Annotated in this window: 25 protein-coding genes; 16 read left to right on the top strand and 9 right to left on the bottom strand. The window is 54.4% G+C overall.

Features of this window, described 5'->3' with window-relative positions; genetic code table 11:
• Nucleotides 1–128: 128 nt before the first annotated feature.
• The gene (locus LN341_RS00990; protein ID WP_046220364.1) at nucleotides 129–818 is read left to right on the top strand and encodes a response regulator; all 690 of its coding nucleotides are present in this window, start codon (nucleotides 129–131) and stop codon (nucleotides 816–818) included.
• Nucleotides 815–2,248, top strand: coding sequence for an envelope stress sensor histidine kinase CpxA (gene cpxA / locus LN341_RS00985; protein WP_046220365.1), 1,434 nt, complete (start codon nucleotides 815–817; stop codon nucleotides 2,246–2,248). The genes LN341_RS00990 and cpxA overlap by 4 nt, the downstream gene beginning before the upstream one ends.
• Here cpxA and LN341_RS00980 read toward each other — a convergent pair.
• Nucleotides 2,218–3,207 carry an AraC family transcriptional regulator gene (locus LN341_RS00980; RefSeq protein ID WP_234203869.1) on the bottom strand — a complete coding sequence of 330 codons (990 nt, stop codon included), beginning with the start codon at nucleotides 3,205–3,207 and terminating at the stop codon, nucleotides 2,218–2,220. The genes cpxA and LN341_RS00980 overlap by 31 nt on opposite strands.
• Before the next feature lie 206 nt (nucleotides 3,208–3,413).
• On the opposite strand from LN341_RS00980, the gene LN341_RS00975 reads away from it, so the two are divergent.
• From LN341_RS00975 to trmL, 6 genes are read left to right on the top strand one after another with little or no spacing between them, the layout of a single operon-like run.
• On the top strand, nucleotides 3,414–4,709 hold the full coding sequence (locus LN341_RS00975; RefSeq protein ID WP_234203868.1) for an NAD(P)/FAD-dependent oxidoreductase: 1,296 nt from the start codon (nucleotides 3,414–3,416) through the stop codon (nucleotides 4,707–4,709).
• Entirely contained in the window at nucleotides 4,710–5,636 is a 927-nt protein-coding gene (locus LN341_RS00970) for a bile acid:sodium symporter family protein (RefSeq protein WP_234203867.1), read from the top strand.
• A complete protein-coding gene (locus tag LN341_RS00965) occupies nucleotides 5,633–6,586 on the top strand; it encodes an SDR family oxidoreductase (protein ID WP_234203866.1) in 954 nt (317 codons plus the stop codon). The genes LN341_RS00970 and LN341_RS00965 overlap by 4 nt, the downstream gene beginning before the upstream one ends.
• Nucleotides 6,579–7,373 (top strand): SDR family oxidoreductase, encoded by a 795-nt coding sequence (locus LN341_RS00960; protein WP_046220370.1) that lies wholly within the window; start codon nucleotides 6,579–6,581, stop codon nucleotides 7,371–7,373. Before LN341_RS00965 ends, LN341_RS00960 begins: the two co-directional genes overlap by 8 nt.
• A complete protein-coding gene (locus LN341_RS00955) occupies nucleotides 7,370–8,110 on the top strand; it encodes a sulfite exporter TauE/SafE family protein (protein WP_234203865.1) in 741 nt (246 codons plus the stop codon). The genes LN341_RS00960 and LN341_RS00955 overlap by 4 nt, the downstream gene beginning before the upstream one ends.
• 56 nt (nucleotides 8,111–8,166) lie before the next feature.
• The gene (trmL, locus tag LN341_RS00950) at nucleotides 8,167–8,631 is read left to right on the top strand and encodes a tRNA (uridine(34)/cytosine(34)/5-carboxymethylaminomethyluridine(34)-2'-O)-methyltransferase TrmL (protein ID WP_234203864.1); all 465 of its coding nucleotides are present in this window, start codon (nucleotides 8,167–8,169) and stop codon (nucleotides 8,629–8,631) included.
• A 71-nt stretch (nucleotides 8,632–8,702) separates the two neighbouring features.
• Here the strand turns inward: trmL and cysE are convergent, their stop codons facing one another.
• The 4 genes from cysE to LN341_RS00930 all read right to left on the bottom strand — a co-directional run bounded on the left by cysE (nucleotide 8,703) and on the right by LN341_RS00930 (nucleotide 11,741).
• Nucleotides 8,703–9,560, bottom strand: a complete 858-nt coding sequence (gene cysE / locus LN341_RS00945; RefSeq protein WP_370643681.1) for a serine O-acetyltransferase — start codon at nucleotides 9,558–9,560, stop codon at nucleotides 8,703–8,705.
• Nucleotides 9,561–9,693: 133 nt separating this feature from the next.
• Nucleotides 9,694–10,710, bottom strand: a complete 1,017-nt coding sequence (gene gpsA / locus LN341_RS00940) for an NAD(P)H-dependent glycerol-3-phosphate dehydrogenase (protein WP_046220373.1) — start codon at nucleotides 10,708–10,710, stop codon at nucleotides 9,694–9,696.
• Nucleotides 10,711–10,723: 13 nt separating this feature from the next.
• Nucleotides 10,724–11,194 carry a protein-export chaperone SecB gene (gene secB, locus LN341_RS00935; RefSeq protein WP_027250588.1) on the bottom strand — a complete coding sequence of 157 codons (471 nt, stop codon included), beginning with the start codon at nucleotides 11,192–11,194 and terminating at the stop codon, nucleotides 10,724–10,726.
• A gap of 112 nt (nucleotides 11,195–11,306) precedes the next feature.
• Nucleotides 11,307–11,741, bottom strand: coding sequence for a rhodanese-like domain-containing protein (locus tag LN341_RS00930; RefSeq protein ID WP_046220375.1), 435 nt, complete (start codon nucleotides 11,739–11,741; stop codon nucleotides 11,307–11,309).
• Between the two features lie 425 nt (nucleotides 11,742–12,166).
• Between LN341_RS00930 and gpmM the strand changes: the two genes are divergently transcribed.
• Genes gpmM through LN341_RS00915 form a run of 3 tightly spaced genes read left to right on the top strand, consistent with a single transcriptional unit; the run spans nucleotide 12,167 to nucleotide 15,646 of the window.
• Entirely contained in the window at nucleotides 12,167–13,705 is a 1,539-nt protein-coding gene (gene gpmM, locus LN341_RS00925; protein ID WP_234203863.1) for a 2,3-bisphosphoglycerate-independent phosphoglycerate mutase, read from the top strand.
• An 8-nt stretch (nucleotides 13,706–13,713) separates the two neighbouring features.
• A complete protein-coding gene (locus LN341_RS00920; protein ID WP_234203862.1) occupies nucleotides 13,714–14,880 on the top strand; it encodes a peptidoglycan DD-metalloendopeptidase family protein in 1,167 nt (388 codons plus the stop codon).
• 46 nt (nucleotides 14,881–14,926) lie between these two features.
• On the top strand, nucleotides 14,927–15,646 hold the full coding sequence (locus tag LN341_RS00915; RefSeq protein WP_046220378.1) for a divergent polysaccharide deacetylase family protein: 720 nt from the start codon (nucleotides 14,927–14,929) through the stop codon (nucleotides 15,644–15,646).
• A 55-nt stretch (nucleotides 15,647–15,701) separates the two neighbouring features.
• On the opposite strand, the gene tdh is transcribed toward LN341_RS00915, so the two are convergent.
• The 3 genes from tdh to LN341_RS00900 form a co-directional block, all read right to left on the bottom strand.
• Nucleotides 15,702–16,733, bottom strand: coding sequence for an L-threonine 3-dehydrogenase (tdh, locus tag LN341_RS00910; RefSeq protein ID WP_046220483.1), 1,032 nt, complete (start codon nucleotides 16,731–16,733; stop codon nucleotides 15,702–15,704).
• A 63-nt stretch (nucleotides 16,734–16,796) separates the two neighbouring features.
• A complete protein-coding gene (locus LN341_RS00905) occupies nucleotides 16,797–17,990 on the bottom strand; it encodes a glycine C-acetyltransferase (protein WP_046220379.1) in 1,194 nt (397 codons plus the stop codon).
• A 130-nt stretch (nucleotides 17,991–18,120) separates the two neighbouring features.
• Complete coding sequence (locus tag LN341_RS00900; protein WP_046220380.1) at nucleotides 18,121–18,768, bottom strand: TetR/AcrR family transcriptional regulator; 648 nt, start codon at nucleotides 18,766–18,768, stop codon at nucleotides 18,121–18,123.
• Nucleotides 18,769–18,952: 184 nt separating this feature from the next.
• On the opposite strand from LN341_RS00900, the gene rfaD reads away from it, so the two are divergent.
• The 5 genes from rfaD to waaA all read left to right on the top strand — a co-directional run bounded on the left by rfaD (nucleotide 18,953) and on the right by waaA (nucleotide 24,586).
• Entirely contained in the window at nucleotides 18,953–19,903 is a 951-nt protein-coding gene (gene rfaD / locus LN341_RS00895) for an ADP-glyceromanno-heptose 6-epimerase (RefSeq protein ID WP_234203861.1), read from the top strand.
• 29 nt (nucleotides 19,904–19,932) lie between these two features.
• Entirely contained in the window at nucleotides 19,933–20,919 is a 987-nt protein-coding gene (gene lpxM, locus LN341_RS00890) for a lauroyl-Kdo(2)-lipid IV(A) myristoyltransferase (RefSeq protein WP_234203860.1), read from the top strand.
• A gap of 77 nt (nucleotides 20,920–20,996) precedes the next feature.
• Nucleotides 20,997–22,169 (top strand): O-antigen ligase, encoded by a 1,173-nt coding sequence (locus LN341_RS00885; RefSeq protein ID WP_234203859.1) that lies wholly within the window; start codon nucleotides 20,997–20,999, stop codon nucleotides 22,167–22,169.
• A 38-nt stretch (nucleotides 22,170–22,207) separates the two neighbouring features.
• Nucleotides 22,208–23,236, top strand: a complete 1,029-nt coding sequence (gene waaF / locus LN341_RS00880) for a lipopolysaccharide heptosyltransferase II (protein WP_234203858.1) — start codon at nucleotides 22,208–22,210, stop codon at nucleotides 23,234–23,236.
• A 78-nt stretch (nucleotides 23,237–23,314) separates the two neighbouring features.
• Nucleotides 23,315–24,586, top strand: a complete 1,272-nt coding sequence (gene waaA, locus LN341_RS00875; protein WP_234204809.1) for a lipid IV(A) 3-deoxy-D-manno-octulosonic acid transferase — start codon at nucleotides 23,315–23,317, stop codon at nucleotides 24,584–24,586.
• On the opposite strand, the gene LN341_RS00870 is transcribed toward waaA, so the two are convergent.
• Entirely contained in the window at nucleotides 24,583–25,296 is a 714-nt protein-coding gene (locus tag LN341_RS00870; RefSeq protein WP_234203857.1) for a 3-deoxy-D-manno-octulosonic acid kinase, read from the bottom strand. The two genes, waaA and LN341_RS00870, sit on opposite strands and share 4 nt — an antisense overlap.
• Nucleotides 25,297–25,414: the final 118 nt, after the last annotated feature.

Here is a 25,414-nt window from a genome sequence, read left to right as displayed (position 1 = left end):
ACTACGCGCTGGCAGGTAAACTGTTGTCGGGCAAACGTAAAGCTGGGTAAAGCCCTGTTATCCTGCTTGGCCTGCTTTCGGGCATAAGGGATACTTAACCTGAATCATTTACTTGGTATGGAATCAGTATGGCAAACATTCTTCTGGTCGATGACGATCATGAACTGACAGCATTGCTCAATGACATCCTTCAGCTGGAAGGCTTCACCGTGCGCATTGCCCACAATGGTGAACAGGGGCTGTTAATGGCCGATGAGGACACAGATCTGATCCTGCTGGACGTCATGATGCCGGTCATGAACGGCATTAATATGCTGCGTAAACTGCGCGAGACCAGCAGTACGCCGGTACTGATGCTGACCGCCAAAGGTGAAGAGATCGACAGGGTGCTGGGGCTGGAGCTGGGTGCGGATGACTATTTACCCAAGCCTTTCAGCGACCGGGAACTGCTGGCCCGCATGCGTGCGATCCTGCGCCGCTCTCGACTGGTGCAGGACAACCAGAACGAATCAGACTGCGTGAGCTATCTGGATCTGACCATTTATCCCGGCCGGCAGGAAGTCACCTGTCACGGCGAGCTGATAGAAATGACCGCCACAGAGCTGGCCCTGCTCAGCCACCTGATCCGTCACCCCGGCACTGTGGTGACAAAACAGGATCTCAGCCTGGAAGTACTGGGCAAACGCCTGGCCCCCTTTGACCGCGCCATCGACATGCATGTGTCCAATTTGCGCAAAAAACTGCCCCCGCGCGAAGACGGTAAACCCCGAATCAAAACCCTGCGCGGCAAAGGTTATCTGTTTGTGGAGGCGGGATGAAACTCAGCCCATTCAGCCGGCCCATATTCAACAAGCCAGTGTTCAACCGCCTCTCCAGCCGGATCTTTGCCATTTTCTGGCTGACCCTGATGCTGGTTGTTGTGGTGCTTCTGCTGCTGCCCCACCTTGACCCTCGCTCGCAGCATACGATTCCTCAGCCAGAGCTGGCGCGTTATCAGGACGCCGCGGCGCGCATTTCAGAGCGGTTAAGCAGCCAGCCCGGTCCGCTGCAGGCAAAACTGCTGCCGCTGGCCGATCCCGAGCGCCACAAAGGCATGCAGCTGTATTTCACCAATGATGACGGCGAACTCCTGACGCCGCATCAGCGTACCAAAGCGTTACGCAATTTCATTACCAGTGCCGACAGCCCGGACGCGCCGCGCCAGAAACTCTACGGCCGCTGGATGGTGGCCGGACCTTTTCTGGTGACCGATCAGCAGCAAAGCGCGCTGATGTATGTCGGCAGAATCTCGCACCGCCCGCCGCCTTTCTTCCTGCGTATTCTCGATCAGCCTTTTCATCTGCTGCTGCTGACTATGCTGGTCAGTACCCCGCTGCTGTTGTGGCTGGCCTGGGCATTAAGCCGTCCGGCGCGCAAACTGCAAGAAGCGGCGCAACGCGTTGCCAGCGGACAATTTACTCAGGATCCGACGCTCGAATCCTCCGGCCCTCTTGAATTCCGCCAGGCCGGCGCCAGCTTTAATCAGATGGTATCCTCAGTCAATCAGATGATCAGCGGGCAACAGCGACTGCTGTCAGATATCTCTCATGAACTGCGCTCTCCGCTGACCCGGCTCCGCATGGCCACCGCCCTGGCCCAGCGCAAGCAGGGCAACAGCACAGAGCTGGATCGCATTGATACCGAAGCGGAACGGCTGGAAGCCATGATTGCCAAACTGCTGGAACTGTCGCGGATGCAAATCCACGGGCAGGAAACCCGCGAGTACAGTGATGCGGTCAGCCTGTGGCAGGACATGCTGGAAGATGCCGAATTTGAGGCCAGCCAGAACCAGAAATCGCTCACCTGCAGCCCGTTACAGCCCTGGCCGCTGGCAGGCAACGCAGAATTGCTGATCAGTGCCCTGGAAAATGTGGTTCGCAATGCCATCTACTACAGCCAAGATCGCATCGATGTTCAGTTCAGCGCCAATGACCATTCGCTGACCGTGACCATAGACGATAACGGCGAAGGCGTGCCCGATGATCAGCTGCAAGATATTTTCCGGCCTTTCTACCGCGTCTCAACCGCCCGGGACCGCCACAGCGGTGGCACCGGACTGGGGCTGGCGATTACAGAAAACGCCATTCGCCAGCACAATGGCAGCATCACCGCCAGCCACAGCCCGCTGGGCGGACTGAGAGTCACCCTGATGCTACCGCTGGCACAAAAAAGCCAGCGTCACTCGCTGTCACAGCCTGAGGCGCGGTAGTCCCGGATCCCCATGCCGGTCCAGCGTTTGAACGCTTTGGCAAAGGCACTGTCATCTGCATAACCAAAATGCAGCGCCAGATTGGCCTGGGTGCTGCCTTTTTGGTTCAGCATCTGCAGAGCCTGCTGCTTTTTTATCTGCTCAGACAAGGTCCTGAAGCTGACGCCAAAATCCGCCAGCTTACGGTTGAGGTGGCGCTCACTGAGATTGCACAAGGCCGCAGTCTGCGCGCGGGTCAGACTGGGTTGCTGTGTCAGCAGGTGGCTGATTTGGTCCAGAAACGAGGCGGGCGCCAGTCGTTTCATCTGCTGCTGCGCCAGCCGTATCAACTGGGCCTGCAATTCCGGCTGAATGTCACGCCGGCTGCACAACCAGTCTTCATCACTGAAAACCAAGGCGTTCCCTGTCTGCGAAAAACAGATCTGAGTCTCGCCAAACACCTCGCGGTACAGGGCCAGCGGCGCCTGAGGCGGATGCTCGAACGCGACCCGCTTCGGGATCACCGGGCCACCGGCGACCACGGCAGCGCCCTGCATCACACTGGCAAAAATGGCTTCCAGTCGCGGGGCTCTGGCCGACTCAAAATGGGGGCGATAAACCAGATGCCAGCCTTCCTGACTGTGGAACCGGGCAAAGCGTCCGCCTTCTCCGACCAGATCAGAAAAACGCAACAGATTGTCTACCGCACCGGCCAGATTGACACTACTGAGTAACAAAAAGCCCAGCATATCAAACTGATCGATCTGCAGTTGGCGGCCAATCCGCAACCCGACCCCGTCGCAACTGGCAAGATCCGCAATCGTCTGCCAGAGCTGATCCTGCAAGGACAAGGGCAAGCGTTCACCGGCCGGACAAGCGGCGACCTGGCGCCGCAGGGCGTCCGGCAGCGTGATCCCCAAAGACGGCAGAAACTTAAGGATTGCCTTGCTAAATCCTGGTGTGACCGTGCTGGCATACATAGTACTGACCCGAGTGATGCTTCCTCATACTTGCGGTCGTTATACCACAGGCCCCTGCGCGAACGCTGTGATGCGGCTCGGAACCCGACTGTTATTTTGGGCCATAGTGTCCCAAATTAACCTGTTTATGTCCCGTCTGGGCCATAGCCAAGTGTTAACAAAAAGTTAATGATGATATGCAGAACCTAAACAGAGAGTCATTCAGTATGCATCCCTACGTTGTAATTGGCGCCGGCCCGATGGGCCTGTGCACAGTACGCCGCCTGGCCGAACAAGGATTGCCTGTGATCGGGCTGGAAGCCCATGCCGATGTCGGCGGACTGTGGGACATCAGCAGCCCGACCAGTACGATGTATGAATCGGCTCACCTGATTTCCTCCAAACGAATGACAGAGTTCTCTGATTTTCCGATGGCGGATCATGTGGCCACCTATCCGAAACATGATCAGCTGTGCCGCTATTTTCAGGATTATGCGCGGCATTTTAATCTCTATGGCCATTATCGCTTTCACGCCTGGGTGGAGAAGGTCGAGCCTTGTCAGGGCAACTGGCTGGTCACCTACCGCCAGCATGATGAGACCTTTACCCTGATGGCATCCGGGGTACTGCTGGCCAATGGTACGCTGCATCACCCCAGACGGGGCAACTTTGACGGCGAATTCCGGGGCGAGCAATTTCACAGCAGCGATTATAAAAGCGCCGAGGTCTTTGCCGGAAAACGGGTCCTGATTGTCGGCTGCGGGAACAGTGCCTGCGACATTGCAGTCGATGCCGTGCATCGCGCCCGCTCAGTTGACATGGTGATCCGCCGGGGATATTACTTCCTGCCTAAATTTGTGGCGGGCGTCCCCACAGATACTCTGGGGGGGAAAGTGCGCTTACCGAACCGGCTGAAACAGCTCGTCGACGGCACCCTGGTCAGACTGATTTCCGGCAAGCCCAGTCAGTTTGGTCTGCCGGATCCCGACTACCGCATGTACGAATCCCACCCTGTGGTCAATTCCATGTTCCTGCACCACATCGGGCACGGTGATATTGGCGTGCGGCCATCGATTGAGCAGTTACTGCCCAATGGCGCCCGCTTCCAGGACGGGCAGGAAGCAGAGTATGATCTGATCCTTGAGGCCACCGGCTATTCGCTGCATTATCCCTTTATCGACCGTCGGCACCTGAACTGGGACGGCGATGCGCCCAGCCTGTACCTCAATATGTTCACCCCGCAGCATGACAACCTGTTTGTGATGGGCATGGTGGAAGCCTCAGGGCTTGGCTGGCAGGGACGTGATGATCAGGCGCAGCTGGTAGCCCGTTTCATCCGGGCACGCCATGAGAAACCGGCCGAAGCGGAAAAATTTATGAACAAAGTCCGCCAGCAGGCGAGCCGCAGAATTGACGGCGGCATTGCATATCTCAACCTGGAGCGGATGGCCTACTATGTACACAAAGCCGATTACCTGGCGGCACTGAACCGCGAAATGCGCCAGCTGCAATGGGAGCGCTGAATGTCGAGCACGAGCCTGCTGTTACTGAATCTGATCCTGGCCATGATGATGTTTGGCATCGCCCTGAGCCTCAAGCCGGCCGATTTCCGCCAGGTCATCCGCCAGCCCAAAGGCCCCCTGACCGGACTGGCGGCCCAGTTTGTGCTGATGCCGGCGCTGACCTGGCTGCTTACTCTGCTGGTGCCCATGCCCGCCGAAGTGGCCTTGGGCTTAATCCTGGTGGCCAGTTGCCCCGGCGGCAGCTTTTCCAATATCGTCACCTATCTGGCCAAAGGCAATACGGCGATGTCCATCAGTATGACAGGAATCGCCAGTGTCGCCGCAGCCTTCATGACCCCCTTTAATTTCATGTTCTATGCCGGCATGAACCCGCAGACGGCCCAGTTGCTGAAGCAAATTGCCGTGCCGCCGGAAAGTCTGTTGATGATGGTGGCACTGGTGCTGGCGTTACCGCTGGCGCTCGGACTGATCTGCAGCCAGATAGCCCCCGGTTTTGCCAAACGCAGCGAGCCCTTTTTCCGCATCATCTCGCTGCTCACTCTGTTCAGCTTTGTGGCGATTGCGTTGGTCAGTAACTGGCCGCGCTTTATTGCCGGTGCCAGTGTTTTCCTGCTGGCGGTGATTGTCCACAATGCCCTGGCGCTGGGGATCGGCTGGCTCTGTGCCCGGGTCATGAAACTGCCGGTTGCCGATCGCCGGGCGATCACACTGGAAGTCGGGCTGCAGAATTCCGGCCTGGGACTGGGCATCATTTTCACCTTTTTCGGCGATCTGACCGGGATGGCCATTATTGCCGCAGGCTGGGGGATCTGGCATCTGATCAGTGGCATGGGACTGTGCTATTGCTGGCACCGCCTGGATCACCGCCACGCCGCCCTCACCTCACCTGTTTCATCCACGCGCGAACAGCATAAAGGGACCTTATGACGCAGCGAATTTTAATCACCGGCTGCCAGGGCTATCTGGGCCGGCAGCTCAGCGTGCGCCTCGCCCGGCACGCCGAGGTATTTGGCATAGATATTCAGGACGCTCAGCCTGAGGGGATTACCTATCAGAAAATGGACATTCGCTCTGCTGCGCTGAGTGATTTCATTGGCCGGCATCGCATCAGCCATGTGATCCATCTGGCCAGCATAGTGCAGCCCTCCCGTGACCGGGACAGAGACTACGACATTGATGTCAACGGGACAGAAAATCTGCTCAAAGCCTGTATCAATCATCAGGTCGCCCATCTGACGGTCACCAGCAGCGGCGCTGCGTACGGCTATCATGCCGACAATGCCGAGTGGCTGCGTGAGTCCGACCCGCTGCGGGGCAACCGGCATTTTTCCTACAGCTACCACAAACGCCTGGTGGAAGAGATGCTGGCCACATACCGTGTCGCCTACCCGGAACTGCAACAGCTGATCCTGCGCCCGGGCACTGTGCTGGGGGCTGAAACCAACAACCTGATCACGGATCTGTTCCGCAAAGACAAATTACTGGCCATCAAAGGCTCGCCGTCGCCGTTTGTCTTCATCTGGGATCAGGACGTGATCGATATCATCACCGAAGGGGTCAGCCAGAATAAATCCGGGCAATTCAACCTGGCGGGCGACGGCGCCCTCAGTGTCCACCAGATCGCCGATATTCTCGGCAAAGACACCCGGGATTTACCAGCCTGGCTGCTGAAAACCGCCCTGCGGATCGGCAAGCTGCTGCGTTTGACCCAATACGGCCCCGAGCAGCTGGATTTTCTTCGCTATCGACCTGTGCTGGCAAACTACGCGCTGAAATTTGATTTTGGCTATATCCCGAAAAAAACCTCGCTGGAAGTCTTCGAATTTTATGCCAGCCAGCAAGGGTTGATCCCGGCCAGGGGGTGTTCGCATGACTGAGCACAAACCAGTTGCCATCCTCACCGGTGCCGCCTCAGGGCTGGGTCGCGATCTGGCCATTCGGCTGTCATATCACTACCGGCTGTATCTGATCGACAGGGACGAAGACAAGCTGACAGAACTGGCCGCCACGCTGGAAGACAGCCAGAGCTTTGTCTGCGATCTCGCCGACAGCCATGCCGTGAATACGCTGATTGCCGATATCCGGCAGCACGAGCCTGAGATTGCGCTGCTGATCAACAATGCCGGAATCACCCACCGTTCGCTGTCCCGTATCACGCAACCGGCGGTGATCGAAAAAGTCATGGCGGTCAACTTCTTTGCGCCGGTCCGCCTGACTCAAGGGCTGCTGCCGCTGCTGGTGCAGCATCAGGCCAAAGTGGTCAACATCAGTTCAATGGCAGGCTGGATGCCAGTGATGGGGCGTGCCGGTTACTGCGCCTCTAAATCCGCCCTGCACCAGTACTTTGAAACTTTCCGGGCCGAAATGCGACAGGATGGCGTGACGGTACTGATGGTTTATCCCAGCTTTCTTGATACGCCCATCGAACAGAATGCCCTCAATGGCGACGGGGGACGCAGCCGCCACAAACGCTCAATGGTCGGCAAAATGCGTACCAGCTCATGGATGGCCGAGCAGATATTTGCCGCTATTGCGCAACACAAAGAGCGCTTGTTCCCGGATCGCTTCACCCATTTCTCCAGCTTGCTCTACCGCCTGCTGCCACGGGTGTTCCTGCACCTGATGTCCCGGAAATTTGCCACTGAGCTTGAGGTGAAGTCATGACACTGGTGTGGCTGGGGATAGCGATTATTCTGGCCTTTGGCATTGAAGCCATGACGGGATTTGGCAGTATCGTGCTGGCGCTGTCGCTGGGCGCGCTGGTGATGGAGATCGATCCCCTGGTGCATATTCTGGTGCCCTTGAATCTGCTGATGACAGCACCCATGACCTGGCGTCTGCGACAGCATATTCAGTTCAGGTTTCTGTTGCGTACTGTTTTGCCCATGATGCTGACCGGTACTGCCATCGGTGTTTTGCTAACCCCCTATCTGCCAGAGTTACTCAGCAAAACTTTATTTGCCGGCCTCATCATCTGGTTTGCCGCCCGTGCCCTGCTGCAACCTGCGGCGGCTGAGATGCCTGCACTGCGGCGGCACTCTACCATTACGGCAGCCGGGATCACCCATGGCTTGTTCGCGTCCGGCGGCCCGCTGCTGGTGTATGCGCTGGCCCGCACCTCGCTGGATAAAACCCAGTTCAGAGCCACCTTACTGACAGTCTGGCTCTGCCTCAATGGCTGCCTGACGATCTATTTCCTGCAGGCCGGCGAACTGGCACCCTACCGGGAAACCTTGCTCTGGCTGGCGCCCTGTGTCGGCATCGGCGCATGGGTCGGTAACCGGCTGCATCACCGTATCGATCAGGCGCACTTCAGCAAGCTGGTGTTTGGCGTTCTGCTGGCCGTCGGGCTGATCCTGATGCTCAATACGCTCTTGTCATGGGCAGCAGCGCAGCACTAGTCCCCAGCTATCAAGGCAGGCTACAATAGTGTTTTTACCGCTGTTGTAGCCTGACCATGTTTGATATTGCTCTGTACGAACCTGAAATTGCGCCCAATACGGGCAACATTATTCGCCTGTGCGCCAATTGCGGTGCGCATCTGCATCTGATTGAGCCATTAGGCTTTGATCTGGAAGAGAAAAAATTACGCCGTGCCGGCCTGGATTACCACGATCTGGCCCATGTGCATCGTCACGCCAACTTTGAGGCCTTTCTGGCCGCCACTGCCGGTCGCCGCCTGTTTGCCTGCACCACCAAAGCCACCCAGTACCATACTCAGGCCCAGTTTGCGGATGGCGACATCCTGCTGTTCGGCCCGGAAACCCGCGGTTTGCCGGCGGACATCATTGAAAGCCTGCCAGCAACGCAACGGCTGCGCATCCCGATGCATCCGGACAGCCGCAGCCTGAACCTCTCCAATGCGGCCGCCATCATTGCCTATGAAGCCTGGCGCCAGTTTGATTTTGCCGGGGCAAAATAACCCCTTCAGTGACAAAAAGGGAGCCGAAGCTCCCTTGTACACTGACTGAAAATCAGCGAGGGCAATCGCACTCAGATGCCGTCACCGGCAATAAAGGTCTGATAAATACCGTTGAACTGCTGATCCATATCCATTGATGGTTTGTCGCTGCTCGGACGACCGACAATTTTCGCCGGTACACCCGCCACTGTGGTGTGAGGCGGCACAGGGGCCAGCACCACAGAGCCAGAACCAATCTTGGCGCCCTCACCCACTTCAATATTCCCCAGCACTTTGGCACCAGCGCCTATCATCACCCCTTCACGAATTTTCGGGTGACGGTCGCCGCACTCTTTGCCTGTCCCGCCCAGCGTTACATCCTGCAAGATAGACACATCGTTTTCGATAATTGCCGTCTCACCAATAACGATACCTGTGGCATGGTCAAACATGATGCCCTGGCCAATTCGGGCCGCCGGATGCACATCCACCTGACAGGTGACTGAGATTTGGTTTTGCAGATAAATAGCCAGTGCTTCGCGCTTTTGTTTCCACAGCCAGTTGGCAACCCGATAGCCCTGCAAAGCGTGAAAGCCCTTCAGATAAAGAAGCGGCACAGAAAATTTGTTAATCGCAGGGTCACGGTCAACCACAGCGCGAATATCGCAGGCCGCCGATTCCGTCAGCATACTGTCTGCGATATAGGCTTCTTCCACCACTTCCCGCACGGCCATCGCAGGCATGGAAGGCGTGGCCAGCTTATTCGCCAGTATATAGCTGAGTGCGGCACCCAGATTATCGTGCTTAATAATCGTGGCATGGTAAAAACTGGCCAGCATCGGTTCCTGCTCAGTCAGCACCTTGGCCTCTTGCTTAATCGTCTCCCAGACGGCTTGCTGTTGACACTCCCTCACGTCGTCCCCTGTATATCCTTGATGTGTTTGCACCATAGCCTGCACCCTACTCACCGGATGAGTCTCGACTGCTGATCATGGTTATCACTTTAAACTTCTCAGCAAAAAAAACAACGCGGGCTTGAGTGCCCGCGCTGTATCTTTTGCTTCCGAGCAATTGTCCAATCAATTACTCGTCTTTCTTAGCCCGTGCCAGCAGATCTCTGGCAGCCTCACGCGCATCCTTACCCTGATATAGCACCTGGTAAATCTGCTCGGTGATCGGCATATCGACCCCAAAGCGCTGGGCAAGCACCCAGACTTCCTTGGTGTTGCGATAACCTTCAACCACCTGGCCGATACTTTGCTGCGCTTCATCAACCTGCTTGCCCTGCCCCAGCGCCAAACCAAAACGGCGGTTGCGCGACTGGTTGTCGGTACAGGTCAGCACCAGATCGCCCAGCCCAGCCATGCCCATGAAGGTTTCCGGCTGCGCACCCAGCGCCGCACCCAGACGGCACATCTCGGCCAGACCTCGGGTGATCAGCGCAGTGCGGGCATTGGCACCATAGCCAATCCCGTCCGACATACCGGCACCAATCGCAATCACGTTCTTCACCGCACCGCCCAGCTGCATGCCGATGAAATCGTTATTGCTGTAGACCCGGAAGCTTTTATCGCAGTGAATTTTATCCTGCAGATCTTTGACAAACCCGGCGTCCGGTGACGACACCGCAATTGCGGTCGGCAAACCGGCAGCCAGCTCTTTGGCGAACGTCGGCCCGGAGAGCACCGCTAACGGTATCTCTTCACCCAGGATTTCATGGGCAACATCCTGCAACAGACGTCCGGTTTCCGGCTCCAGACCTTTGGTGGCCCAGCAGATCCGGGAATCCTCCCGCAGGAAGGGCTTCATCTGTTTCAGCACATCGGCAAAAGCATGACTGGGCACCACCAGCAGTAAATCGCGACTGGCCTTGACGGCGGCTTCCAGATCCACACTCAGGATCAGCGACTCCGGAAAGGCCACCCCGGGCAGAAATGCCTCGTTGGCCCGATCGGCTTCCAGCTGCGCCATATGCGCAGGATTATGGCCCCATAAAATGACATTTGCGCCATTACGGGCCAGCGAGATGGCCAGCGAGGTGCCGTAAGAACCGGCACCCAGTACTGTCATCGTGATTGCGTTATCAGTGATTGAGGTCATACGTTGTTGCCAATCAGGCTTGCGTGCTTTCCTGGTTTCCTTCCGCCTGGCTTTGCAGGTAGTTCATGAACAGGGCATCAAAGTTCACTGGCGCGAGGTTCAACTGCGGGAAAGTACCTTTCACCACCAGGCTGGAAATTGTTTCACGTGCGTACGGGAACAAAATATTCGGGCAGAATGCGCCCAGGCAATGGGCCAGTTGTGGCGCTTCCATGCCAGCGACAGAGAAAATACCGCCTTGCTGAACTTCACACAGGAACGCCGCTTCAGAAGCATTGTTCACTGTGACTGTCAGGCGCAGTACCACTTCGTACACACCTTCCGCCAGCTCACGACTCTGCGTATCCAGATCCAATTTCACTTCCGGGTTCCACTCTTTCTGGAACATTTCCGGCGAGCTCGGCGCTTCGAAAGACACGTCTTTCAGGAAAATGCGTTGGATTTGGAAGTTCTGTTGCGCTTCGTTGGTCGCTGCTTCAGCCATGATATTGTCCTTTTTTGATGATTTCGTTCAGAAATCTGTCATTTTTACCGGAAGTTTCCGGCCTGAAATAAAGGGCAGCTGACGCTGTCAGCCACCTGAGAGTTCAAAGCACTTATTTCTTTCCCTGCACCAGAGGCAAATTGGCCTCATTCCAGGAAATCAATCCGTCCTTCAGCAGGCTCACCTTGGCGTAACCCGCTTTGTGCAGCAGGCTGGCGCTTTCCTGCGCCGTCTGACCTGTTTTGCATACCACAATGATGGGGGCTGACTTATACTTTTCAAGCTGTCCAAAGTTCTCGGCTTTAATTTCGCTTGGTAAAATGTGAAGTGCGCCTGCAATGTGGCCACGCTGGAACTCATCTTTGCTGCGAATATCGACAAAAACGCCGTCTTCACGATTGACCAGTATTGTCGCCTGATTCGGGGTGACCACGGCATAACCCGCAGTTTTTTGCTTCACCATGGAAGCGATCAGGGCCAGAACCAGGCCAACCCAGACCAGTGACAAAATAGGATTACTCGTAACAAACTCTATGAATTGCTGCATGATTTTCGCTCTATTCACCTTGACTGCCTGCCGGATTCCCGCACAGGGGTAAGATTCAACCAAAATTAAGGAAACTGAGTATACCTGTGGCCGGAATGAAGTACAGCCACCCGCCACATTTACGCGTTACGGCTCACTGCTTTGTGCGCAATAAACCACATATCGCAAGGCGCCGCCGATAACTACAATAGAAAAAAACGTATGCTCAGCTCTTACGTTACTCCGGGGAAATGCATATATTCTAGGAGGTCAAGATAACAAACCATTTACAGCAATGTTTGATCTGAACTACAAAGAAGCGGTAATTTTGTAGTAAAATTACCGACCTGACTCCTTACCTGAGCCCCTGGAAGCGGCTTTAAAGCCGGATGTTGAGGTAATTGGTCTACATTTTCAGATTGTTCACATTATGGAGAGGACAACTTATGTCTGCTAAGAAACCACTGGCGCTGGTGATTCTGGACGGTTGGGGATACCGCGAAGACACGGCAAATAACGCGATTGCCAATGCCAATACCCCGGTACTGGATAACCTGATGGCCAATGAAGCCAACACCCTGATTCAGGCCTCTGGTCTTGATGTGGGTCTGCCTGATGGTCAAATGGGTAACTCAGAAGTGGGCCACACCAATATCGGCGCAGGCCGCGTGGTCTATCAGGATCTGACCCGCATCGCCAAATCCATCTCCGACGGTGAATTTCAGCATAACCCTGCGCTGGTCAAAGCCATGGACAGCGCGATTTCCGCAGGCAAAGCAGTGCACATTATGGGCCTGATGTCACCCGGTGGCGTTCACAGCCACGAAGATCACATTGAAGCGGCCGTGAAAATGGCAGCAGAGCGCGGTGCAGAGCACATTTACCTGCACTGTTTCCTCGACGGCCGCGACACGCCGCCACGCAGTGCTCAAGCCTCTCTGGAACGCTTCGATGCCTTATTTGCCCAACTGGGTAAAGGCCGCACCGCGTCTCTGGTTGGCCGTTACTACGCCATGGACCGGGACAACAACTGGGAGCGTGTTGAGTCTGCCTATGACCTGCTGACTGCGGCCAAAGGTGATTTCACCGCGGCGTCTGCGGTTGAAGGTTTGCAGGCTGCGTACGCCCGCGAAGAGAACGATGAATTCGTCAAAGCCACTGTGATTCGTGCCGACGGCCAGCCGGATGCCGCCATGCAGGACGGTGATGCGGTGATCTTCATGAATTTCCGTGCCGACCGTGCCCGTCAGATCTCCCGCGCGTTCCTGGCTGATTTCAGCGGCTTTGCGCGCAAACAATTCCCGGCGCTGCACTTCGTGACCCTGACCCAGTATGCCGCCGATATCGATTTGCCATCCGCGTTCCCGCCGGAAAGCCTGACCAACACCTTAGGTGAATGGCTGTCGAAACAAGGCAAAACCCAACTGCGCATTTCTGAAACCGAGAAATATGCGCACGTGACCTTCTTCTTCAATGGCGGTGTCGAAACCGAGTTTGAAGGTGAGTCCCGCGCTCTGGTGGCATCCCCTAAAGTCGCTACCTACGACCTGCAGCCTGAAATGAGTGCCCCTGAGCTGACCGACAAGCTGGTCGCAGCCATCAAAGGCGGCGAGTTCGATATGATCATCTGTAACTACCCGAACGGCGACATGGTCGGCCACACCGGTGTGTACGATGCGGCAGTGAAAGCCTGTGAAGCCATTGATGAAAGTATTGGCCGCGTGGTTGAAGCCATTAAAGAAGCAGACGGACAGCTGCTGATCACCGCCGACCACGGGAACGCAGAAATGATGGTGAACCCGGAAACTGGTGGGATTCATACCGCACACACCAACCTGCCTGTGCCGCTGATTTATGTCGGCGATAAGCAGATCAGCCTGAAAGACGGCGGCAAGCTGTCTGATCTGGCGCCAACCATGCTGTCATTGACCGGGCTCCAAATCCCGTCAGAGATGACTGGTCAGGTGCTGTACGATCTGAAATAATCCCTGCCATGCGGGAATTATTTTATCGTGCGATCTGTACACTCCGCGCCAGTGCCTTAGGCACTGGCGCTTTACTATGCCTGGCGTTCAGTGCCCCCCTGTTTGCTGACGATCAAAATCAGCTGCAGGGCATGAAACAGGAAATCGCGCGACAGCAAAAACAGCTGAGCGATAAAAAACAACAGCTCAATGATGTGCAGAAAACCCTGAAGCAACAGGAGCTGGCCATTGCCAAAGCGGCTGGTAACATTCGCACCGCCGAACAAAAAACAGACGGCCTGACGCGCTCAATCAGCCAACTGGAAAAAGAACAGCAAACACTGCTGCAACGTCAGATTGGCCAGCGTGAGCTGCTGAAAGAGTTACTGACCAGCCAATACAAACTTGGGAAATCCTCACCGCTCGCCAACCTGCTGGGTGAAAGTGACCCGGCCCGGTTAGAGCGCATGGCCATCTATGCCTCGCACCTCAGTCAGGCTCGCAGCCAGGCGCTGGATGAACTGGCCGCCACGGATACCGAACTGCAGCTCAAAAAACATCAGCTCAGCGAACAGCGTCATGAACAGCAATCCCTGCTCGACCAGTTGAAAAAAGAACGGGCATCACTGCTGGGCAGTCAGCAGGCGCGTCAAAGCACGGTCAGGGAATTACAGGGCCAATTGAATGCAGATAAACGCTACTTAACCGAGCTGAAAAGCAATGAATCCCGTCTGATCGCCGAAATTGCCAAAGCCCGCAAAGCCGCCGAGGAAGCGGCACGCCAGGCCAGAGTCAATATGGACGGCCTGGGCAAATACAAAGGCAAATTGCCCTGGCCGGTCACAGGCCGTATCCGCCACGCGTACGGCAGTCCGCTTCAGGGTGAGCTGCGCTGGAAAGGCATGGTGATCAGTCAGGCCGTGGGCAGCGAAGTCAAAGCCGTCCATGGTGGTAAAGTCGTCTTTGCCGACTGGCTGCGCGGCTACGGCCTGATGGTCGCCGTAGATCACGGCCAGGGCGACATGACTTTTTACGGCTATAACCAGACCGTGCTGAAGAAAGTGGGCGATACCGTGCAGCGAAACGAAGCCATCGCACTGGTTGGCGACAGCGGCGGTCAGGAAACACCGGGACTGTATTTTGAGATTCGCCGCAAAGGCACGCCAACCAACCCGCAGCCCTGGCTGAGCCGTTAACTTTTTATAGCGCACAACACCCATGAGCAGAACAAGGATGGTTCGAATGAAGGGGTTAATTCGTGTAGGTCTGATCTGGTTGTTGCTTCTGGCATCTTCAGCGCAAGCGGCCAGACTGGCGATTGTGATTGATGATCTGGGTTATCAGCACATGCCTTCCCCGCTCTCAGCCCTGCCGCCGCAAATCAGTGTCTCGATCTTGCCGGAAACACCTTACGACCAGCTCACTGCCCGTCAGGCTCAGCAGGAAAGCAGAGATGTCCTGCTCCACATGCCAATGCAGCCGAGCAGAACGGCGCCGCTTGAAATGACTACCCTGACCGCCACCATGAGCAAGGAAGAGCTTCAGGATAAACTCCGCCATGCGCTGTCGCGCGTGCCGGGCGCGGTGGCGGTCAATAATCATATGGGCAGCGCCCTGACCCAGAACCCGACTGCGATGGACTGGGTGATGGAAGTGCTCAAACAAGAGCATCTCGCCTTTCTCGATAGCCGCACGACGGCGAAGTCTGTTGCTCAGGCGCAAGCCCGGGCGGCACACATTCCCGCCCTGCGCCGCCATGTTTTTCTGGATCATGTCCCAAGCGAAACCTTCATCCGCCGCCAGCTGAAACGGGCTGTTTTACAGGCGAAGCAACAAGGTGCGGTGATTGCGATTGGCCATCCTCATCCGGTCACTCTCTCAACCCTGAATGCCATGCTGCCTGAGATTCAGCAGCAGGTCACTCTGGTTCGCCTGTCTGAACTGTTTTCCACCGGCAGCTGAAAAAAAACGGTGTGCCGAGGCACACCGTTCCGTTTGTTTGCATATGAGAGGGACATCAGTCCCAGCTCAGAATCACTTTACCGGACTGGCCGGAGCGCATGACATCAAAGCCCTGTTGGAAATCATCCACGCTGTAGTGGTGGGTGATGATAGGCGTCAGATCCAGACCAGACTGAATCAAGCTGGCCATCTTGTACCAGGTCTCAAACATTTCACGGCCATAAATCCCTTTGATCACCAGACCTTTGAAAATCACCTGAGTCCAGTCAATGCCCATGTTCGAAGGCGGAATACCCAGCATGGCAATCTTTCCGCCATGGTTCATGCTCGACAGCATGCTGTTAAACGCCGCCGGTACACCCGACATTTCCAGACCGACATCAAAGCCTTCTGTCATGCCCAGCTCCGCCATCACATCTTCCAGCTTTTGCTCAGCCACGTTGACGGCACGGGTCACGCCCATCTTGCGGGCCAGATCCAGGCGAAATTCGTTCACGTCCGTGATCACCACATGGCGCGCGCCGACGTGCTTGGCCACCGCCGCCGCCATGATCCCGATAGGACCGGCACCTGTGATCAGCACATCTTCGCCCACCAGGTCGAAAGACAGCGCCGTGTGCACTGCATTACCAAACGGGTCAAAAATCGACGCCAGATCGTCTGAAATGTTGTCCGGGATCTTAAATGCGTTGAAGGCCGGGATCACCAGATACTCAGCAAAGGCCCCTTCACGGTTGACACCCACACCAATCGTGTTACGGCACAGGTGAGTGCGACCGCCACGACAGTTGCGGCAGTGACCGCAGGTAATGTGGCCTTCACCAGAGACACGGTCGCCAATTTCAAAACCACGCACTTCCTGGCCAATCGCGACCACTTCGCCCACGTACTCGTGACCGACGACCATAGGCACAGGAATTGTATTTTGTGACCATTCGTCCCAGTTATAGATATGAACGTCAGTACCACAAATCGCGGTTTTCTTAATCTTGATCAGCAGGTCGTTGTGGCCCATCTCAGGCTTGTCGACCTCTGTCATCCAGATGCCTTCTTCAGGCTTCAGTTTTGCTAATGCTTTAATTTTCATGATGCTTTCCACAAGTGGCCCAGAAGCGGTTTCAAACCGCTCCTGCAGCAAAGTCGGTGATGATCAGATGATACCCATCTCTTGACCAATGCGAATAAACGCATCGATCGTCTTATCCAGCTGTTCTGCGCTGTGCGCGGCAGACATCTGAGTACGGATTCGCGCCTGGCCTTTTGGCACCACAGGGTAAGAGAAACCCACCACGTAAATGCCTTCTTTCAGGGCGCGCTCAGCAAATTCCGCTGCAACTTTCGCATCACCCAGCATAATTGGGATAATGGCATGATCCGCGCCTGCCAGTGTAAAGCCGGCTTCAGACATACGGGTGCGGAAGTGCGCTGCATTTTTCCACAGCGTCGCACGCAGATCGCTGCTTTCCGCCAGCAGATCCAGCACGCGGATCGAAGCAGACACAATCGCCGGAGCCAGCGAGTTCGAGAACAGGTAAGGACGAGAACGCTGGCGCAGCCAGTCGATCACTTCTTTCTTACCTGAGGTATAACCGCCTGACGCGCCGCCCAGAGCTTTACCCAGCGTCCCTGTGATGATGTCGATGCGATCAATCACATCATGGTACTCATGGGTACCACGGCCATTGTCACCCATAAAGCCAACAGCGTGAGAATCATCGACCATCACCAGCGCATCATACTTATCCGCCAGATCACAGATAGCCGGCAGGTTTGCCACCACGCCATCCATCGAGAAGACACCATCGGTCACAATCAGCTTGTGGCGCACGCCGGCTTCATTGGCAGCGATCAACTGCTGCTCCAGCTCGGCCATGTCATTGTTGGCATAGCGGAAGCGTTTGGCTTTACACAGACGTACACCGTCAATGATAGAAGCGTGGTTCAGCGCATCTGAAATAATGGCATCTTCAGGGCCGAGAATGGTCTCGAACAGACCTGCATTTGCATCAAAACACGAAGAGTAAAGGATAGTGTCTTCCATGCCTAAGAAGGCCGACAGCTTACTCTCCAGCTCTTTATGTGCGTCCTGCGTACCGCAGATAAAACGCACTGAAGCCATACCAAAACCGTGCTCATCCATGCCTTGTTTGGCAGCCTCAATCAACGCCGGGTGGTTAGCCAGACCCAGGTAGTTGTTGGCACAGAAATTCAATACCTGATCACCACTGGCAATTGCAATATTGGCTTTCTGAGCAGAAGTGATTACACGCTCACTTTTGTATAATCCCTCTGCTTTCACTTCCTGAATCTGATCGGCGATCTGTTGATAAAAGGCAGCTGACATCTTGCTCTCCAAACATGTAAAGGCGTATTTGCCACTTTTAGCGAACAACCTACTATTAAATTAGCAATCATTCACCACAATGTTACAAAGTTTGCCGGATTCTAAGAGCTAAACTCTAGTCCGTCGACAACTATGAAACATCCCGCTCCACTTGATCACAATAATGTGATTCAAGTTGAAGAACGACCTGCCGCCCCTCCTCACTGGTCAGAGGTCTTATCACAGCAAGCATCTGCAACACGCCCTGATAGATAACAGCCTTGGTAATTTTCGCCTTGGGTGCCTGCGCAGTTTGATAACTGATCCAACTGGTCGCCACCAGCTTGAGGGTGGTTGCCAGACTCAGCAAATCATCATCATTCAGGGTGACCAGCCCTAAGGTCCGGAAATGGCGCATCACCACCATGATATCCTGATGGAGATTTTCCTGCGCTTCCAGATACTTATGCTGCAGCACAGGATCCCGGCTGAGAATATCGGGCAGGTTGGCGTAAAAAAATCGGTAGCGCCACATCAGCATAAAGACCGCATCCAGGTATTGCAGCAGACTGTCAGCCGACAGCACCGCCTCTTCCCGCGGCTGGAAGCGAACCCGCAAATCCTGAGCGTATTCATCAAAAATACTGTGTATAATCTCTTCTTTATTACGAAAATGGTAATACAGGTTGCCTGGGCTGATGCCCATATGTGCCGCAATGTGGTTGGTGGTGACGTTGGGTTCCCCTCCGTCATTAAACAACTCTAATGCTGCATGGATGATTTTATCGCGGGTTTTCATAAGCCTCTCACTTGCATCGCCCTGGGCAGTCTCGGTTTGTTATCTTATGTGGGTCAAAATCCAGATCAACAAACCCTGATGATGTTATCATAACTACTGACTAAATTTTGACGCGGTGGTGCAGTTCTTCTGCTACGCTTTTGGCCTCTGACTACCGGGTCCATCTGATAAAACTGGAAGTGCCATGATTATAGTGACTGGTGGCGCCGGCATGATCGGCAGCAACATTGTAAAAGCGCTCAATGAACAAGGGTATAGCGACATTCTGGTCGTCGACAACCTCAAAGACGGTACCAAATTCGCGAATCTGGTCGATTTAGATATCGCCGATTATATGGACAAAGAAGATTTCATCACCCAGATCATGGCGGGTGATGACTTTGGCCCGATCGAAGCCGTCTTCCACGAAGGTGCCTGCTCAGCTACTACAGAGTGGGACGGCAAATACATGATGCTCAATAATTATGAGTATTCCAAAGAGCTGCTGCACTTCTGCCTGGAGCGCGAGATTCCGTTCCTGTATGCATCTTCCGCCGCGACCTACGGCGGCCGTGACCGTGATTTCATCGAAGAGAAGGCCTACGAAGGCGCCCTGAACGTTTACGGTTATTCCAAGCAGCTGTTTGACAACTATGTCCGCCGCCTGTGGCAAGATGCCGAAGCCCACGGCGAAACGCTCTCGCAGATTACCGGCTTCCGTTACTTCAACGTCTACGGCCCGCGCGAGCAGCACAAAGGCAGCATGGCCTCCGTTGCCTTTCACCTGAATGAACAAATTGCAAAAGGCGAAATGCCAAAGCTGTTTGAAGGCTCAGACACCTTTAAGCGCGATTTCATCTATGTGGGTGATGTCTGCAAAATGAACCTGTGGTTCTGGCAACATAGCGTCTCCGGTATTTTCAACTGCGGTACCGGCCGGGCAGAAAGTTTTCAGGCCGTCGCCGATGCTGTGATTCAGCATCACGGTAAAGGCCAGGTCGAAACTGTCCCGTTTCCGGAGCACCTGAAAGGCCGCTATCAGGCCTATACTCAGGCAGACCTGACCAAAGTCCGTGCCGCCGGTTATCACGAAGCGTTTAAAACCGTTGCCGAAGGCGTTGCTGAGTATATGGCGATTCTGAACGCAAAATCCTGACGACCAATAAAATCAACGAGTAGTGACAAGTGAAACTATCACGAACTTTAAAGCCATTACCTAATCAAGGTTACCGGCCATCGTTCAAGTGGGCTTTTTTGCACCCTAAACATTGGGGTACCTGGGTGAGCATTGGCTTTTTGATGCTCTTTGCCCTACTACCCTGGAAAGTGAGAGATCCTATCGCAGGTAAGCTGGGTAAATTCATTGGCCGTCGGGCAAAAAAAGTCCGTCGGCGGGCCCAGGTCAATCTGACACTCTGTTTTCCCGAACAAAGTCCAGCGGAACGGGAGTCCATGATTGACGATATGTTCGCTGTCGCTACTCAAGTCATTTTTGCAATGGGTGAACTGACGTTCAAAAACCGGGCTCATCTACACGAACGAACGCAAGTATTTGGTCTTGAGCACCTAGAAAAGCTCGTTGAGGAAGAGCGACCACTGATTATGCTGGTCCCTCATGCCTGGGCGATTGATTTTCCGGCCATTTACTGGGCTTCACTGGGGTTACCGGTTGCCGCGTTAATGAAGCCACAACACCGCCAGCCCGTATACGACTGGCTTATCAGCAAACAGCGTCTGCAATATGGCGGTGTTTGCTATACACGTGAAGAGGGTTTGAAACCCTATATCAAGGCCGTAAAGCAAGGCTATATGGGTTATTATCTGCCAGATGAAGATTTTGGCCCGGAGCAAAGTCAGTTCACCGACTTTTTTGCCACGAAAAAAGCGACTTTTGCCGGGTTAGGAAAAATTGTACGCATGACAGGCGCAGAAATTTTGCCAATGATGCCTGTCTATAACAGCATCACAGGTAAATTTGAAATCCATATATTACCTGCTATTGATAACCTGCCAACGGGTGACTTGCAGCAGGATGCAGATACATTAGCCCAGTCGCTGGAAAATATGGTCGCCCCAACCCCCACACAGTACATGTGGAATTTACGCTTATTAAAAACCCGGCCGGATAATGAGCCTGATCCTTATAACACACTAAAGATTAGCGGTTTATGAGCCTCATGACGAATAAGTTTACCTTTGCGTTTCACTGTCTAGTGGCATTTCTCGCTGCGGCTTACCCTGCCACTATCTTGCTCATCGGTGGCGGCTATAAGCCAGTGCCCGTTCTTCTGCTGGCGATGGCACTACCTGTACTGTTCACATTAAAAACCCCGTTTTTCACACAAGATATCAAGCTGTTAATTGTAGCCTTCAGCACCTATTTTCTCGTCGTGCTGGCGTCTTTGCTGGTCTACGGGGGTAATATCAGTGAAGCAGACATTCCCAGCCGCACGGTATTAACACTGCCTATTCTATTCCTGCTGTTACTTTACCCTCCCCGTATACACTGGTTACTGGCTGGAGTCGGTGTTGGCGCTTTTGTCGCAGGTGCCGTGGCCATTTACCATGTAGAAATTCTGCACATGGAACGAGCATATACTGGCCACTTAGTAAAAGGATATATGCCAATTCAATCGGGCAATACGGCCATGTCACTGGGACTGATTTCACTTTTTGCCACTTTCTATTACTGGGGCAAACAGAAATATATCATCAGTTTATTGTTTTTCATTGCCGCGCTGTCTGGCATCACGGGCTCCGTACTGTCTGGCTCTCGCGGCGGATGGGTTTTGGCCCCTATCGTACTGTTTTTTATACTCTATCATTTTCGCGATTTATTATCGAAACGACTGTTTGCTGTCATGTCGGTCAGCTTGTTTCTTTTAGGCACAACACTTCTGCCTGAAGTCGAAACCCGTATCAATCAAGCTTATGCCGATGTCGAGCTCTATACCCAACAAGACAGAAGCAATACCTCTGTGGGAGCAAGATTTGAAATGTGGAAAAGCGCCTGGTACAGCCTGGAAGAAAAACCATTTTTTGGTCAAGGTTTTCCAGGGCGGGATCTCGCTGAAAAACGCTTTGTCGAAGAAGGAAAAGTCGACAAAGTAGTGGAATTATATGGACGAGCACATAACCAGTATCTTGAAGAAGCCGCAACAAAAGGCTTGATTGGTATCACGGCCCTGATCATGTTATTTGCTATCCCATTTGCCATTTTCATGCGCTATAGCCGCGAGTACCAGCGGCATGACAGTCAGTGGGTATTTGCTCAATGCGGCATCATTCATGTATTACTGGTCGCCAGCTACTGCTTAAGCCAGAATTTCCTGAACCATAACTCAGGCACCATGTTTTACAGTGTCTTTACTGTAATCTTCTTAGCTGGTTGCATGCAGAAAAAGCAGAATGTTCCCGCTTAGATAACAATTTATTTCCGTAAGTTAAAAGTGCTGACTCCATGAAAATTCTTATTATCGGTCCATCCTGGGTTGGCGATATGGTGATGTCGCAATGCCTGTATACCAGTCTCAAGCAGCAGTATCCGCAAGCTGAAATTGATGTACTGGCACCGACCTGGTGCCGCCCTATTCTGGAACGCATGCCCGAGGTACACCGCGCGCTTGAAATGCCCATCGGACACGGCGAATTTAACCTCAAAGGGCGCTACCGGATTGGACGCTCACTGCGTAACAATCATTATGATCAGGCTTATATCCTGCCTAATTCGGCAAAATCTGCGCTGATCCCGCTTTTTGCCCGCATTCCGGTTCGTACCGGCTGGAAAGGAGAAAGCCGCTATGGTCTGCTCACTGATCTTCGTGGCAACAAGCGTGATTTCAGCCTGATGATTGAGCGCTACTGCGCACTGGCTTATCCCAAAGCGCAAATGACTGGCAGTGCGGCGCTGCCCACGCTGCCCAAACCGGCACTGACGGTTGACCACCACAATCAGGCCAGTGCAATGAAACGTCTGGCGCTGAACAATGATCGCCCTGTGATTGGCCTTTGTCCGGGGGCAGAATTTGGTCCAGCCAAGCGCTGGCCAGACGCCTATTTTGCCCAGGTGGCACAAAAGATGATTGCGCAGGGCAAGCAAGTCTGGCTGTTCGGCTCGGCGAAAGATCAGCCGGTCACCGCCGCCATCAAACAGGCACTCCCCGCTGAATTACAAGCTTTCTGCCATGATTTAGCCGGACAAACCAGCCTGATTGAAGCGGTCGACCTGCTCGCAGCCTGCGATACGGTTGTCAGTAACGATTCGGGACTGATGCATGTCTCCGCAGCAGTTGGCTGCAAAGTGGTCGCGATTTATGGCTCGACGTCACCGGACTATACCCCGCCACTGGCAGAACAGGTCGCTATCGTATATACAGAGATTGAGTGCCGTCCGTGCTTTAAGCGAGAATGCCCCTACGGACACCTGAAGTGCCTGAAAGACTTACCGGCGGATCGTGTCATTCAAGCCATTAACGGTTTGGCGAACTAGAATGAATGGCATTCTGTACACAGTTGGTTGTCTATGCCTCCCACATTGATATTGCACTACCGAAGGAAATCCTGAGAACTGATGCTACGCTTTCTCTACACTTGCCTGCTCACTGCAGTGGCCCCATTGCTGCTGGTTTCACTCTATAAAAAGCGTCCGGGTGTCCCGCCGATTGGTCAGCGCTGGAAAGAGCATTTCGGCATCAGCCCTCAAGTGCAGGGCCAGCGGCCGCTGTGGATCCATGCAGTGTCCGTTGGAGAGACCCTGGCGGTCACACCGCTGATCAAAGCACTGAAAACCCAATATCCCGATTTACCGATATTGCTGACCACCACAACCGCCACGGGCGCAGCGCAGGCCGCGCGCCTCGGGTCACTGGTTGAACATCGCTATATGCCGCTCGATTTTCCCTGGGCTCTGCGCCGCTTTCTCCGTACGCAGCAGCCACGTGCCCTGTGCATCATGGAAACTGAGCTCTGGCCCAATACGCTGGCCGAAGCCAAACATGCCGGCCTGCCTGTCACTATCTTGAACGCCCGCTTATCTGAACGCTCCTGCCAGCACTATGCCAGAGTCCAACCCCTGTTTAACCTGCTTGCGCATAATCTGGATCAGGTTTTGTGTCAGCATCAGGATGATGCCGAGCGCTTCATTCGCTTAGGTGTTTCGCCACAAGTGGTACAGATTACCGGTTCGATCAAGTTTGACCTTGCTTTACCCGAAGGGCTGGAACAGGCCAGCGAGATACTAAGAGATCAGCTGGGCAGCCAGCGTCCGGTGTGGATTGCCGCCAGCACCCATCAGGGCGAAGATGAGCAGGTACTTGAAGCCCACAGACAGATTTTACGCCATCACCCCGACGCGCTGTTGATTCTGGTGCCCAGACACCCCGAGCGATTCGACCCTGTCTACACGCTGATTGTTCAACAGGGCTTTACCGCCGCCCGCCGTACTCTGAGCAACGAACCACTGAGCAATAAACAGGTCTATCTGGCCGATACCATGGGCGAAATGATGTTGCTGCTTGGTGCCTGCGATCTGGCGTTTGTCGGCGGCAGCCTGCTGGGCGACAAAGTCGGCGGTCACAACCTGCTTGAACCAGCCGCACTGGCAAAACCCGTCCTGACTGGTCCGAGCTATTACAACTTTACCGATATCACCACTCAGCTGTTAAACGCGGGGGGCGCAGAAATCGTCGGCAACAGCGAGGAATTAGCACGCGCCGTGTCACGGCTGATGACAAACAGCACAGAGCAGGCCAAAACAGGCCAGGCCGCCCTTGGCGTGGTCAAAGCCAATCAAGGGGCCATTGCGCGCACCTTGCACGCACTCTCTGCCAGCATCCATTAATCAGAAGGCGATCGGCGGTAACCCGACAGTAGTTGCTGCCAGTCGCTTTCCTGCCAGTGTATTCCGGCTTTATCGACTTCTTTGACAAAAGAGCGGTGCAGCCGGGACAAATTCTCTTCCTGCCAGCCATCACCGTGACGAATACTGCATTTATCAAAATCGATCAGCCAGATCTGCTCCTGCCCGTCCAGCAAGATGTTGTGTGCATTCAGATCAGTGTGATTGACCCGGCAGTCATGCATCCGGCGAACCATCTCACCGACACGCTGCCATTGCTCTGACGACAAAGCGCCCTGCTGCAAACGCGCCACCAGATCAGTTGCGTCAGGTACTTTCTCTGTCAGCAGATCCGCCCGATAGTATGGCCCGGACTTACAGACTCTTGCCGCAACGGGCCTCGGCACTCTGACGCCCTGCGCCACCAGATGCTGCAACAGGGAAAATTCAGCCATGCTGCGGCAAGTTGGCCAGCTCTTAAACCAATACTGATCTTTCACCAGCTTGCCAAACAGCCCGCCCCGAAAGTAATGCCGCAGTGCCATGTCAACCCGTTCGCCGCGGACAAACCAGGTGGTTCCCCGCCCTTTCGCGCTGCCCAGCACAGCCTGCTGATGCTGCCAGAAATCCGGCTCAAAGCACTGCCAGGGATCTTCTGCCAGCAAAGCAGGGTCAAACATGATCCGGCAGTTATCTTGCTCCCGTATTTCCATTGCGGTGTACCCTAAACGATTGAAAAGATCTATTTTATACAGGTTTGTCCGTGCCCGTCATGAGATAGGCAGAATCTTTGCACAGTGTTCGCGCAATCACGCTGATTCCGAGATGCTT

The organism is Photobacterium sp. TLY01 (genome assembly GCF_021432065.1).
Taxonomy (GTDB): Bacteria; Pseudomonadota; Gammaproteobacteria; order Enterobacterales; family Vibrionaceae; genus Photobacterium; species Photobacterium halotolerans_A.
Note: the sequence above shows the minus strand (reverse complement) of the source record. Positions and strands in the feature narration are given on the sequence as shown.